The organism is Vibrio sinus (genome assembly GCF_023634645.1).
GTDB lineage: Bacteria > Pseudomonadota > Gammaproteobacteria > Enterobacterales > Vibrionaceae > Vibrio > Vibrio sinus.
Window position 1 is genome coordinate 26039 of the sequence record NZ_JAMKMR010000020.1, and the last position, 13934, is coordinate 39972.

Genomic DNA, 13934 nt, shown 5'->3' on the forward strand with positions numbered 1-13934 from the left:
CAGAGTTGGTAATGAACTTTAAATTGGCGTTATCGAGCGGTTATATTTTACAACTCGATCTACATCGTAAACGTTATGTTGTATCTGGCGGTGACTATTCCGCTTGTGGCAAATATGTAAACCAAGAGTCTTTCCAGTTTCATAACGATATGCTGTCAATTAACGACGGTAACATTCATACAACGGTTGCGGTAAACCCGTTAGAAGAAGCGTTAATCATGGGAGCGCTACAGTAACACTTTTAAGCATAGGACAGTGCGAGCAAATCTAATGGACTAAATACCATCGTTTCAAACAACTAGAAATGTCGTTAATTGGCAGTGGTAAACTATACGCACGAGCGTATAGGCTAATGCGATAAATTCCTAAAAATACAGTCTATTTTTTTGAGGTATCTAGATACTTGTGCCTTGAAGGCTTGGCATTACCTTTCACTTTCTGTCCGACTGAGTGTTTTTTCTTGCACGAGTTTATCAAATATTTCCTTTTTATCTTCCGGTAGCTCTTCTCGTCGTAACGACATCATTTCTTCAATGGTTCCTTGTACGTCTTCGCTAGTTAGTCGGTCCGTAATAAGCACACCTTCAATGTGGTCGATTTCGTGCTGCAGTACTCGCGCATAAAAACTTTCTTCTATAGTTCGATGAGTTTTACCGTGTTCGTCCTGGTACGTTAACTCTATTTGCTGATAACGTCTGACTTTACCTGCTTTAGATTTTACTGAATAACACGCTTCGATATCAGAGTAGACTGTGCTGTTTTCCAATGGACGGTAGCTGGGATTGATTAAAGTGTGCATATCGTATGGTTTGGCATCGTCTCGAAGCAGTGCCGCATTTTTCGGAATGTAAACAACGATGATTTTTTTGCTGATACCCACTTGAGGAGCGGCTAAGCCTACGCCCTCTAATTCAAACAGACGTTGTTTCATTTCTTCGATCAAAATCTGATCTTCATCGCTTAATGGGAAGCCAACTTTGCTAGCACAGGATTGTAATACTTCACGGTTGGAAGATTCTTCATTATTTATTATCGCCAATGTCATTTGGATTCCTTCTATTAGTTGTGATTTGCACTCCTTGTATAGCAAAGTTTATAGGGTTAAATCTACTCAACTTTCGGCGTATCCGCTTATATCACTTAGTATTCATTATTCCTTGCTAGCTGACTAGCAAGGAAAGTTAGATAAAGACTGAATTGGATAACAGCAAATGTATTAAAACGTTTAGTTATCGCTAAAGTCAGCGTCAGTGCTACCCATCGCTGGGTCTGATACCGTTAGTGCCGTGCTGCCTTTTGTTAGCTCTACTCTTCCTGCCAAATGGACTTCAAAATCTGGATAGTCATCAACGGTGACAATAAAATCGTACCAGTTATGCGAACGATCTAACTTAAACCTGACCTTACGAAAGTGTTCAAGGTTGTGTAGACGAACCACCTTTTCTGGATATAAATGATACGGGTGAACTTGCACTGGTGTAATGCGAACAACGAAGTGTTTGTGATGATGACGGTGCCGATAGCGCTCCTCTCCCATAAAAATGGGATTCAAAGACAAAGTTAACATCAGCTCGCAGAACTTTGAGTGATTTTTATACTCTTCAATCACATCTACCGGACATGTTGGCATGCTGTTTTCGTCGATACTGCCTTTGAAACGGCGGTAAAATCCGTTGTTACTGTGGATACGAACATCATATTCGTTGTATTGAGGTGTGAGTTTCCAGCTACCAAACAAGCGCTTTCCTATTGGGTTACGTTGGCCGGATTCGTCATCTAACTCGGTTGGGTTATCGACCGTGTAGCGCCGCGGCGTTTCGTAGCCATTTGGAAATGCATCCGATTTTTCGTAATTATACGCATGATAGACGGTGGCTAGCTCACCGGTATTTTCGAAGGTGATATTCAGCTGACACGCTTCGTTTTCTTCCGGGCTCATCGTCGCAAACACTCTGTCACGATAAGGCGTTCTGTATGATTCAGTCTCCTCGTGCAGCACTTGTGGAACCGAGTCGGCGCTGTAGGACTGAGGCAATATTTCAAAAGCGTGTTTGTATGCATTTAACCAATGGGGACGAGCGTTAGCGGCAATCGTATCGGCCTGATCTAAGCTCATTAGCGAAAACTTAGGAATGTTTTGGCTTGGACGAGAGAAATCGAGTAGGTCTAGTAAATTGCCGCAAACTTTCCTACGCCAGTCACTGATAAGGTCACATCGAAAATCCTTCCACTCTTCTAATAATCGAATGACTGATGTGTGGTCGTACACAGTCGATGAGATCTTTTTGCCAGTAGTCCAAGGAGAAATCAAGGTACAGGGTGTTCTGAAACCTAGCCCTGCGGGTTGACCCATGACATCATCGGGTAATGGATTACTTGGGTTAGAATAGTTGTAATACTCGCCATCGGTAGAGATATTGCAGTCACCATAGGTGGTTTTCTGTCCCGAGGAAGTCGTTTTAACCGTTGGTACGGCTGGTGGTGGCATATGGTCGAAGTCGCCATCATTTTCATCATAGTTATAGATAAGAAGAGTTTTAGCGTAGACTTCAGGGTTAGCAACCAGCATTTCCAAAAATCTGCCCACAAAAGCTCCACCTTGTACAGGGGTTGAAGGCTCTGCATGCTCAGACCAATCAGCAGGTGCAATCACAAATGAAACGTCGGGTAGGGTATCGTTTAACACATCATTGGCAAAGTCTTGCATGAAATGGCTATCGCCAGTTAAACAGGCTTGGTATAAAGGGCTACTGACATCTTTTGATTCGAAAATTGAACGATATGTCTCGAAGCTCTCTACGGGGTTGTCGGTATAATTGTCCGCCATATTTTGATAGGTCTTAACGCTGATTCCTTCTTCTACAAAGGTTTCAGGTAAAGTTTTCCAACTGTATGCGGGGATATTGGTTGGATTAAGATCTGAGTTCGAGTCATCCCAAGCGGGGCCACCGTGATCGCCAGAAGCATTGAAAGTACCAGTCCATTGGACAATACGGTTTGGTGTGGTTGGGGCCATCATCGAACAGTAGTAAGCATCACATGTCGTGAAGTTCTCAGCAAGCGTCCATTGCACTGGTATGTCAGCTTTCGTGTAATAACCCATTGTGAAGTCGCCTTTTGCCGGTCGCCAGTTGTCCAAACGACCTTCATTCCATGCGCCCACTTGTGATTCGGTTGAATGAGTCACATCTGCTGGGTTGGCAAAACCATACTTTTTAAAATCTGAACTGGTGGTATCCCAATACCAAGGCCATATTGGTTTATCAAACAAAAAAATAAACTCTTGGTCGCCTTGGTGGTCAGCACTACCATTTTGAGACTGCAAAAATACAGACTGCGGATCACCTGAAGTGGTTTTAAGATGTTGCTGTTTGACTGGGTAGCGATCGGCAAATCCACGCGCTCCAGGCATAGTGCCAAAATAGCTATCAAATGAGCGGTTTTCTTGCATTAAAATAATGACATGTTTTAAGTCTCTTTTATCACCATATTCATAGTTAGGTTCTATTTGTAACGCTCGGTCGGTAGCAGCATGTCCAGTGCCGACTACAGATGCGGCAGCAATTCCTGCTGTTGCCGTAAAGCTTTTTCTAAGGAAAGAGCGTTTACCAATATCAAAGTGTTTTTTACCAGTTTCATTGTTATCAGAAGACATAACTCACCACGATAGTTTGTAAAAGTAATGATTAACGGTTGAATTCATTACATAAATAAATGTGACTGAATCGAGTGCTATTACCTTACAATTTGTATCATGACATTCTTTTGAAAACAGAGTGACAATCACGTTATTTAAATTCAGAATAACGTCTTGTAAATTATGAACTTATAGAAAAACTAGCTAATGAGCTGGTTGATAGCATGGATGAAGGGGTTTTATTCTAACTTTAATGCTGAAAACGGTTGGGTATATCGCTTTATAGCTGCATAAAGCGAAAAAATACTTGAGTTAAACGTTTGCTCATTATAATACTCAAAAAATTTGGCTAAGCTTCGATGCATTTACCAACTAATCCCCATGGGGCAAGGGTGCTTTGTGGTGATTATTGAATACTTTATCCAGTTATCCACAAAATCAGTGGATAAAGTTTGGGATAACTTTCCCTGTAGATAACTTTACATTAGTACCCAAGCCTGTATGGCTCGGGGCTGTACTGTAATTGTTATACACAAAGGCAGATTTACCGTATTATTTCAGATCGGCAGTCAAGCAAAATATTTCATTTTTTGTGGTTGAAATTATCGATAACTCGGTTTATATCCGTACTAAAAATGTGATTTAAACCCTATATGAATTTCACTACAATATAATGACAAGGCATAACTGTATTTGATGGTTTGTTAATGAGTCATACAACAGCCAAACCGGTTTACGCAGTAATCGGTGCTGGCATCGCAGGGGCAACGGCTGCAATGCATTTAGCTGAGCATGGAGCGGATGTCCTTCTTATTGAAAAAGGGCCTAGTTTAGTCAATGGGCCTCCTATCTGCCATTTACACGCTGGTGGTAACCTGTATAGAGAGATCCCAGAGGATCAATGTAAAGAGTTACTGAAACAGTCGATTGATACCGTTCGCTATTTCCCACATACCTTGAATGTGCGTCCCACAATCATTGCGGTGCCAAAAGACGATTCTGGAAGTGCAGAGTCCCTCATCAACCGTTTAGATTCGGTGTCCAATTATTATCAAGAGTTGGTCGACATTGATCCGAAAAATAAGGTGCTTGGTGAGCCAGAAGATTACTATCAGCTGTATACAAAATCCGATTTAACACGGCTTGCAAAGTCTACTCAACCACTTATTCCCATGACGACAGATGATTGGGTCATTCCGTTTGCACAGCATGTCGATTTGGATAACCTAAAATTTCCCGTTATTGTTGTGCAAGAATATGGTTGGAGTTTGTTTAGGGTGGCTGCAAGCGCTGCTTTAACATTGGAGCGATACCCAAATTGCCAGATTCACTTAAACACGGAGCTGAAAAAAGTATCGAAGCAAGAGCAAGGTTGGCACATCCAATGTACCAACGTGGATGGAGAGCAGCTATCGCTGAATGCTGACTATCTGATCAATGCGTGTGGTTACGAAACTGGAGTCATCGATGATCTCGCTGATTATCCACGAGAAAGGCTGGTTGAGTTTAAAGCCGCTTATGTTACTCAGTGGCCCAGTTGCCAACAAAAATGGCCAGAAGTGATTTTTCACGGGGTGCGGGGTACAAAAAATGGTATGGCACAGCTAACGCCTTATCCAAATGGTGTGTTTCAGCTGCATGGAATGACAGAAGACATCACGTTATTCAATGATGGATTGGTTACTTCTAGTGTTTACTCTTCACAGCCTATGCTACCAGTCCGCTTAAAAGCAAAGATGGATAGTGGTTGGACTGAGCGAGTCGCAGAAGAGAGGACAGACAAAGCGATCAGACATCTTAGTCGCTTTATCCCTGAATATTCTACCGCCGAGCGTTTAGGTAAACCATTATATGGTGCTCAGCAAATACCAGGTGACAACGTCACATTGAGGGCGGCAGATGTATCTTTTGTTGGTGAAGACTACGCTCGAATGGAAGTGGTCAAAGGTTCGTCAGCCGTTGAGGCAGCGAAAAAAATAATAGAACGCTGGGGCTTACGTGTCGCACATCAGCATGACGTACATCAGCATGATTATTTAAGCAATGATCAGCTTACTCAGCATGAGGTGACAGTGTCACTAAATGCTGAGCAAGTTGAAAATAGAGCCGTGGAGTTAGCGATACAAAGGAACTACCCTCCAGAGCTCGCGAAGGTATTTTAATGATCTCAAACACGAATGGCTTTGTATCGGTTCTTAAGTCGTAGACACACATTGACTAATGCAATGAGAACCGGCACTTCAATTAACGGGCCGATAACACCGGCAAAAGCTTGACCAGAATTGATACCGAATACCGCGATAGATACAGCTATGGCTAGCTCAAAGTTGTTCCCTGTCGCGGTGTAAGCAATGGAAGCATTCTTGTCGAATTCGATGCCTAGCCGTTTCCCAACCCAAAAGCTGGTGAAAAACATCAGAACAAAGTAAATGGCGAGGGGGACGGCAATTCTTATCACGTCCATTGGCAGTGCTAGGATCATTTCGCCCTTTAAACTGAACATCAATACGATGGTAGCCAATAGCGCAATTAAGGTGATTGGCGAGATTTTGGGTATGAAAACGTTGTTGTACCAATTTTCCCCTTTGATTCGAACTAACGCCTCTCTGCTTAGATAACCAGCGGCGAATGGAATACCAAGATAAATCAGCACGCTTTCAGCAACATCAAAAAAGGAAATATGAATCTCGACACTTTGTAAGCCAAATAGCGGCGGTAAGACAGTGATAAATAGCCAAGCCATGAAACTATAGCTGACAATTTGAAACACGCTGTTTAATGCAACCAGCGCAGCGCCATATTCTTTATTGCCACCTCCAATATCATTCCAAACTAGCACCATCGCAATACATCTAGCCAGCCCTATGAGTATGATCCCCATCATGTATTGCGGATGATCGCCAAGGAATATGATAGCGAGAGCAAACATTAAAACAGGGCCGACGAGCCAGTTCATAATCAATGATAACGTAATCGCTTGCTTATCCCGGGCGACTTGGCCCAGTAGTCGATAATTTACTTTTGCCAGAGGAGGGTACATCATCAGAATGAGTCCAATAGCAAGGGGAATATTCGTACTCCCAACAGATAGGGATTGATTAACTTCTGCTATGTTGGGAAACGTAACACCGATCACTACTCCTACCCCCATGGCAATTAATATCCAAAGCGTTAGATAGCGGTCTAAAAAACTGAGTTTGGGTTTGGTCGTTTCAGGTATCATTTTGTTTCTCCTGTTCGTTTATCGTCGAAAGACGATTAAGTAAAGCGTAGAATGTGTAACCGGTTACGCTTAGAGGTGTAACTACATGAAAATGTGATTAAATACGCTATTAATCTTAGTGAGTGTCTCTTTATTGATGCGGTAACACATTCTTGGTGGTATGGGCTCTGCGGTGATCAGATCAGCAGCCTTTAGGATTCTTAAGTGCTCTGACACAGTAGATTGAGCAAGCCCTAGCTCTGATACTAAATCACTGTTTAAACATCCATTATTCTTATCCAACGTGAGTAATACCTTAAGTATCCTTATCCTCGCTGGATGCGAGATTGCTTTGGCTAATGAAGCCAATTGCGCTTCTAAAGCAATCTCTTTGTCACTATCTGGCATACTGGGATTATAATCTGGGGAGCATTGATTGTTCATAGGACATTAATAGTTAATCGTCGAATTGCGATTAATCTACTCCTGATCGTTTTTTCTGTCAACGAAATTGATCGCAACAATACAACTTGAACTTGCTAGGGTATTCTAGGGCGTGTTGACCTTTTTCGACTATTTTTGCAGCGCCTTGGCGTTATTTTATGCTAGGCAGTGTTTATGCCGTGTAGCCATCTACACAAATAAACGCTAACAACGCAGAAAGTGACGCCAAGGCGTTGCCCGAAGGGTTCGATTCTAAGCCTTTTACTCTTTGTTACAGGCTAATCACTTAGAATGACTAAGCTACTTAGCCTGCGCCGCGATTAAAAGGCTTAGAATTCGAACAAAATTTAGCCTCAAAAGGTCAACACGCCCTAGTAGCCAAAAAAATTAGCCCATTGGCACCATGTCTTTTGTAACTCGTTTAAATCGCCTTTTACGAAACGAATTGTTTGTCCAGGTTTGGCCTGTGCTAACCGAGGTAGATCGATACGCGCAACACAACCTATTTTAGGGTAGCCCCCAAGCGTCTGACGGTCATTAAGTAACACAATAGGTTGCCCATCTGGTGGCAGTTGGATTGCACCAAGCGTGATGCCTTCACTGAGAATAGGCTCGTTTGGCACAGTGATAGCTTGAGAGCAAGATAGCCGGTATCCCATCCTGTTTGAGTGTTGATCAACGGTAAACGGTTGAGAGTAAATTGCCTGTAGGGATTGATCGTCAAACTGGCTAACTTGGTAACTTTCAATGACTCTCAAAGTGATCGGCAAATTGTAATCTGGGCGAAACTTGAATGTTAACTGAGTGGGCTTTTCGATTATTTGTTTAGAGCGTGAACAAAATTCAATTAAATCGTGCTCGGCGATGGCCTGCCCATTTTGTTGCAATCCACCGAGGTGATCTTTCGAAACACAAGCGCTACTGTTTAGCTGTTGTGGAAATCGGAACCCGCCTTTTACTGCCAAGTAGGACCTGAGCCCATTTTTAGGTAATTTGAAACTTAGAAACTGGCCTTTCCTCGCATGGAATGTACTCCAATTGTTGAGTAAGCAGTTGTCGAGTTGCGCAGATAAATCTCCTCCGCAAATGGCTAACATACAGTCTAGTAGAACTTCGAACTCCACCTGACCTAAGGTAATCTCTAGGCAGCTGGTATTTGGTGCATTACCCAACAGGTGATTTGCCCAACTGAACGAATAGTCATCGATCGCACCACCTTGAGTCACTCCAATATGTGTAAAGCCAAACCTCCCAATATCTTGGGTTAAGGTTAAAGGGCCGGGCTTAATTACTCGCAATCCATGGTTACTATTTTTCATTAAGACCACCCTTGATTAATGACACCACCGAGTGCTAGAAATTCTTCTAAATCGACAGGATAAAACTTTACGTTGGCTCCGATGCTGAAGGGAATCATAGGGTCTTGTTGTGGGTCATAAAGAGAAATGGGGCAGTTGCCGATGATGTTCCATCCCCCGGGAGATTTATCCGGATAAACCGCCGTATGGCGCTCAGCAATGCCAACGCTTCCTTTTGGTAAAGACACTCGTGGCGTTCGCTTTCTTGATAACACTAGTTTTTCATCGAGACCACTTAAAAAAGCAAAGCCAGGTGCGAAACCAATTGCTGCAACAGCGTACGTTGTTGAGCTGTGCAATGAGATGACTTCACTGGTCGACATGCCGTTATTGTGGTAGCTGGCAAGATCAGGTCCAACCGACAAGTGATAATACACAGGCAGCTCAAGGGTACTTGTGGTGCAAGCGGAGCTAGTAATAGGTTGCGACAATACGTCATTCACAATGGATGATAGGTGTTCAAATGAAATTCGATGGGGGTAATATTCGACAAGTATGCTAGCGAAAGAGGGGGTAATGCCCATAGAACTATGACTCAGCTTGATGGAAAGTGACTGTGTCACGCCACCAATGATCTCTGACAAGTTATCGCTAGTGTCGTCGTTAAATCGAATCATTACAGCGCATTCTGAAACCTGCTCTATCGAAGTGGTTATTGGCACTTAGTTCTCCAATAATTGTTTGATTTTTTCAATAAGCTGGATTGAATCTTCGTTATCACCATGTACGCAAATGGTGTCAGCTTCGATAGGGACGACAAAGCCATCCAAGCTGGTGACTTTGCCATATTGGCAAATTTGCTTAACTTGGCCCAATATATCGTCTTGGTGCTGTAGAACGGCACCTTGCTGATTACGTGGTGCGAGGGTACCATTTCCTAGGTAGGCTCTATCGGCAAATGCTTCAAATAATAGGGGTACTTCGTATCTGTCGGCAATATCAAGATACGCTTGGTTATCTATGGTCGCCATCATCATCAGAGGTATAGAAAAACACGAAACCGCGTCCACCACCGCTTCAAAGGCTTGGTGATCTTTCATCATGTCGTTGTATAACGCGCCATGAGGTTTTACGTAGCTCAATTCGGTGTTTTTGCTTTCACACAAGGCTTTTAATGCACCAATCTGATAGATCAATATTTCAGATAACTCTAGAGGGTCAAAAGACATAGAGCGGCGACCGAATCCTTGAAGATCTGGATAGCTCGGGTGAGCGCCTATCTGAACATTATTCAGGATTGCTAGGTCGATGGTTTTACTCATGATGTGTGGGTCAGACGCATGAAAACCGCAAGCAATGTTTGTCATGTCGATATGAGGCATGACATGCTCATCATTACCCATTGTCCATGGGCCGAAGCTCTCGCCCATATCGCAGTTAAGTGTAATGGTGTTGTTCTTCATAGTTTTCGTCTCACCTGATTCTAAGGACAGTCACCCATATTGCCAACTTTGGCCATTTCATAATAGCCTAACTTTTGACTTAAGTGTGTGTTTTTATTGTTGTAAAAATCAGGTAAAGAATAGGTCTGTATAGACGTTCGCTGTTATACTTCCTTGTCTTTCCAAAGGGACAATATCCAAATACAGACAACTGCGACAGCTAAAAAGCCGGTTAAGATAATAAACGGGATGGCACTATAACCGAGGACATGCCAGATCACAGATTCTAATGTACTCATAACTCTCTCCCTATTGCCAGCCTTCTACACCGTGCATGTCTGGCAGGTTGTGCGCAATGCCTTTGTGGCAGTCCACGCAGGTTTTGTCCCCAGAAGCAAGTGCAGTGGAGTGCTGCTTGGCACTTCTTGGTCCTTGCTCTGAAAAATCCATGTATTCAAACTGATGGCAGTTGCGACACTCCAGTGAGTCATTTTTCTTGAGTCTTGCCCATTCACGTTCGGCAAGATGTGCCCGTCGGGCTTTAAACTTTTCTTCAGTGCCAATCGAATCCAACACAAACTCTGCGTACAGCTCTTTGGACGCCTGTACTTTACGAACAATTTTATCTGTCCAATTATGGGGGACGTGGCAATCGGAACAAATCGCTCTTACTCCAGAACGATTGGAGTAATGGATAGTTTCTTGTATTTCTGCGACAATTGGCGCGTGGCAGCTGCTACAAAATGCTTCAGTGTTAGTGGCTTCCATACCGGTGTTGAATGCCCCCCAAAATAACAGCCCGCCAATAAACCCCATAAATAAGACGATACCAACAGCTGCTTTACTTGGACTGGTCAGCCTTTTGTAAAATGTCTTTAATAATCTCATCGTTAGCCTCTTACACGGTGTAGCGAGAAATCAACGTAGCGATTCGACGCGTTCAAAGTTATTTTCTACCAATGGTTTGGCTGAAGCTTGAGTGACATGGCATTGCAAGCAGAAATAGCGCCTTGGTGACACATCAGCAAGGACGGCATCTTCTCGGTTAATATAGTGAGTGACACTGATTTTAGTTGCCCCCATTTCTTTAGCATATTTCCAGCTATGACAAGACAAACATTTGTTGGCATTTAAGGAGAGTTCGTAGTGGCGTATGCTGTGTGGTATTAATGGTGGTTGAAAGACATAACTGCTTTCAACAATTTGATCTTTCGGTACCTGTTTAAGTGTGTCTGCTGGACGTGTCACTTCGATGAGCGTTATTCCACGTAATGATTCTAACCCTCCAACACCACCAGGGTCGGAAGTTTCCGCAATAGTGCTGCTACTAAAAGCAGTAACAAAGAGGGTAAAAAATAGAGTTAAATAGTTCATTCCAAATTCTCCACCATATTTCCATCGACGAGGTGAGGTTGATGGTCAACCGACTTTAGTGATTTTGACCGGGCATTTTTTATAGTCGGTCTGCTTGGACAATGGGTCAGTTGCATCAAGTATCAATTTGTTGACCAGAATACCGGCGTCAAAGTACGGTAAGAACACTAATCCTTGTGGAGGCCGATTCCGACCACGTGTTTCTACTCGTGCTCTTATTTCACCACGTTGATTGGAGATAAGTACTTCTTCTCCTCTTCTTAAATTTCGCGCTTTAGCATCGGTGGGGTGTATATAGCACAAAGCATCAGGTACGGCTTTGTAGAGCTCTGGGACTCGACGGGTCATGGTTCCGGTATGCCAGTGTTCCAAAACGCGTCCAGTACATAGCCACATATCGAACTCTTCGTTGGGCGACTCTGGCGGTGCTTCATAAGGGGCGGAGATAATCCAAGCCTTTCCGTCAGGTTTTCCGTAGAAATCCCAGCCGCCCTTACCTTTAGCATAGGGATCAGAGCCAACTTTATATCGCCATTGGGTTTCTTTCCCATCAACGACTGGCCAACGCAGCCCTCTGACTTCATGATACCTATCATACGGAGCAAGGTCGTGACCATGTCCACGCCCAAAAGTGGCATATTCTTCGAACAGACCTTTTTGTACATAAAACCCAAAATGTTGGGCGTCATCATTCAATTCGTTTGCTTCCTCAAGCGGATAACGATTGACAACGCCATTTTCAAAGAGCACATCGTACATCGTTTTACCGTGGTATTCTGGGTGTGTATCTAAGAGCTCTTGGGGCCAGACTTCTTCTATTTTAAAGCGCTTGCAAAACTCCATGACTTGCCACGAATCTGACTTAGCGTCTCCAACGGATTTGACTTGTTGATACCAAGCTTGGGTGCGACGTTCAGCATTGCCGTAAGCCCCTTCTTTTTCTATCCACATCGCGGTCGGCAATATGAGATCTGCTGCTTGAGCACTTACGGTTGGGTAAACGTCAGATACAACGATAAAATTGTCTGGATTTCGATATCCTGGTAGAGACTCGTCGTTGATATTGGGTGCTGCTTGCATATTGTTGTTACATTGCAGCCAATACGCATTTATCTTTCCATCGTGCAGCTGCCTGTTTTGTTCTACGGCATGAGCACCTGGTTTTGCAGGTATAGTGCCACTCGGCAACTGCCATATTTTCTCTGCGATTTCTCTGTGTTTAGGGTTAGCCACGACCATATCGGCAGGGAGTCGGTGTGAAAATGTTCCCACCTCTCTAGCTGTGCCACAGGCTGAGGGTTGGCCAGTTAATGAGAATGGGCTATTGCCCGGAGTGGCAATTTTTCCAGTCAACAAATGGAGGTTGTAGACTAATCCATTCATCCAGACGCCACGAGTATGTTGATTCATCCCCATGGTCCACAGTGACATCACTTTAATATTTGGATCCGCATATTGCTTGGCAAGCGTGACTAATTTGTCTTTATCTACTCCGGACAACTTGGCCACTTTTTCTAAAGTGTAAGGGGCGACAGAGGCTTTATATTGCTCAAAGGTGATGCTTGAGATTTTGCCGCTATTAGGATGCGCTGCTTTTTTTTGTAGTGGATTATCGTCTCGTAGGCCGTAGCCGATATCAGTTGTCGCTTGTTTAAAGTGTGTGTGTTTGTTGACAAAATCCCAGTTAACGGCGTTATTTTGGATGATGTAGTTAGCGATATAATTTGCAATCGCTAAGTCGGTTTGTGGGTTGAAGATATAGCCAGTATCTGCCAGCTCGAATGAACGATGATAAAACGTGGAAAGTACATTGACTTTGACATGGGAATGGCTCAAACGACGATCGGTGATTCTAGTCCACAGTATCGGGTGCATTTCGGCCATGTTAGACCCCCAAAGAACAAAAGTATCGGCATGTTCGAAATCATCGTAGCAACCCATGGGTTCATCAATACCAAATGCCCGCATAAAGGCTCCCACAGCAGAAGCCATACAGTGTCTGGCATTGGGGTCGATATTGTTTGAGCGAAAACCGGCCTTCATCATTTTCACAGCGGCATAGCCTTCCATGACAGTCCATTGCCCTGAACCAAACATACCGATGCCATTTGGTCCTTTGGCTTTTAGCACGGCTTTCCATTTTTCTGCCATAGTGTCGAAAGCCACATCCCAGCTCACAGGAGTAAAATCACCATTTTTATCAAATTTGCCATTCTTCATTCGCATAAGCGGCTGAGTAAGTCGATCACTGCCATACATGATTTTTGAAAGAAAATAGCCTTTAATGCAATTCAGGCCTTTATTGACTGGCGCTGCTGGATCGCCCTGAGTAGCAACTACTCGACCATTTTGAGTACCGACTAAAACTGAACATCCAGTTCCACAGAAACGACAGGGTGCTTTGTCCCAATTAATCTTTGTTTTGTCTTCGCTAACAATTAGGTTGGTTGCCGATACTGGCAACGTAATCCCTGCAACTGCGGCGGCGGATGCAGCGGCATTGGCTTTAATAAAATCTCTTCTTGTCCACTTCATGC

13 protein-coding genes are annotated in these 13934 nt (G+C 43.6%); 2 read left to right on the plus strand and 11 right to left on the minus strand.

Annotated elements, in window-relative coordinates; genetic code table 11:
• Positions 1-11 precede the first annotated feature (11 nt).
• Positions 12-236: a hypothetical protein gene (locus tag M9194_RS17345; protein WP_250613953.1), complete on the plus strand. Its 225-nt coding sequence runs from the start codon at positions 12-14 to the stop codon at positions 234-236.
• A gap of 188 nt (positions 237-424) precedes the next feature.
• Here the strand turns inward: M9194_RS17345 and M9194_RS17350 are convergent, their stop codons facing one another.
• Both M9194_RS17350 and M9194_RS17355 read right to left on the minus strand, forming a co-directional pair.
• Positions 425-1045 carry a peptide deformylase gene (locus M9194_RS17350; RefSeq protein WP_250613954.1) on the minus strand — a complete coding sequence of 207 codons (621 nt, stop codon included), beginning with the start codon at positions 1043-1045 and terminating at the stop codon, positions 425-427.
• A 180-nt stretch (positions 1046-1225) separates the two neighbouring features.
• Entirely contained in the window at positions 1226-3655 is a 2430-nt protein-coding gene (locus M9194_RS17355; RefSeq protein WP_250613955.1) for an alkaline phosphatase family protein, read from the minus strand.
• 689 nt (positions 3656-4344) lie between these two features.
• On the opposite strand from M9194_RS17355, the gene M9194_RS17360 reads away from it, so the two are divergent.
• A complete protein-coding gene (locus tag M9194_RS17360; protein WP_250613956.1) occupies positions 4345-5799 on the plus strand; it encodes an FAD-dependent oxidoreductase in 1455 nt (484 codons plus the stop codon).
• 5 nt (positions 5800-5804) lie between these two features.
• On the opposite strand, the gene arsB is transcribed toward M9194_RS17360, so the two are convergent.
• The 9 genes from arsB to napA form a co-directional block, all read right to left on the minus strand.
• On the minus strand, positions 5805-6860 hold the full coding sequence (gene arsB / locus M9194_RS17365; RefSeq protein ID WP_250613957.1) for an ACR3 family arsenite efflux transporter: 1056 nt from the start codon (positions 6858-6860) through the stop codon (positions 5805-5807).
• 81 nt (positions 6861-6941) lie between these two features.
• Complete coding sequence (locus M9194_RS17370) at positions 6942-7283, minus strand: ArsR/SmtB family transcription factor (protein ID WP_250613958.1); 342 nt, start codon at positions 7281-7283, stop codon at positions 6942-6944.
• Positions 7284-7654: 371 nt separating this feature from the next.
• Positions 7655-8602 (minus strand): 5-oxoprolinase subunit C family protein, encoded by a 948-nt coding sequence (locus M9194_RS17375; protein ID WP_250613959.1) that lies wholly within the window; start codon positions 8600-8602, stop codon positions 7655-7657.
• The gene (locus tag M9194_RS17380) at positions 8602-9303 is read right to left on the minus strand and encodes a 5-oxoprolinase subunit B family protein (RefSeq protein ID WP_250613960.1); all 702 of its coding nucleotides are present in this window, start codon (positions 9301-9303) and stop codon (positions 8602-8604) included. The genes M9194_RS17375 and M9194_RS17380 overlap by 1 nt, the downstream gene beginning before the upstream one ends.
• On the minus strand, positions 9304-10044 hold the full coding sequence (locus M9194_RS17385; RefSeq protein ID WP_250613961.1) for a 5-oxoprolinase subunit PxpA: 741 nt from the start codon (positions 10042-10044) through the stop codon (positions 9304-9306).
• Between the two features lie 143 nt (positions 10045-10187).
• Positions 10188-10322, minus strand: coding sequence for a TIGR02808 family protein (locus M9194_RS17390; protein WP_250613962.1), 135 nt, complete (start codon positions 10320-10322; stop codon positions 10188-10190).
• Between the two features lie 10 nt (positions 10323-10332).
• Positions 10333-10911, minus strand: coding sequence for a NapC/NirT family cytochrome c (locus M9194_RS17395; RefSeq protein WP_250613963.1), 579 nt, complete (start codon positions 10909-10911; stop codon positions 10333-10335).
• Between the two features lie 30 nt (positions 10912-10941).
• Positions 10942-11397 (minus strand): nitrate reductase cytochrome c-type subunit, encoded by a 456-nt coding sequence (locus tag M9194_RS17400; RefSeq protein WP_250613964.1) that lies wholly within the window; start codon positions 11395-11397, stop codon positions 10942-10944.
• A 45-nt stretch (positions 11398-11442) separates the two neighbouring features.
• Entirely contained in the window at positions 11443-13932 is a 2490-nt protein-coding gene (napA, locus tag M9194_RS17405; protein ID WP_250613965.1) for a periplasmic nitrate reductase subunit alpha, read from the minus strand.
• Between the last annotated feature and the right edge of the window lie 2 nt (positions 13933-13934).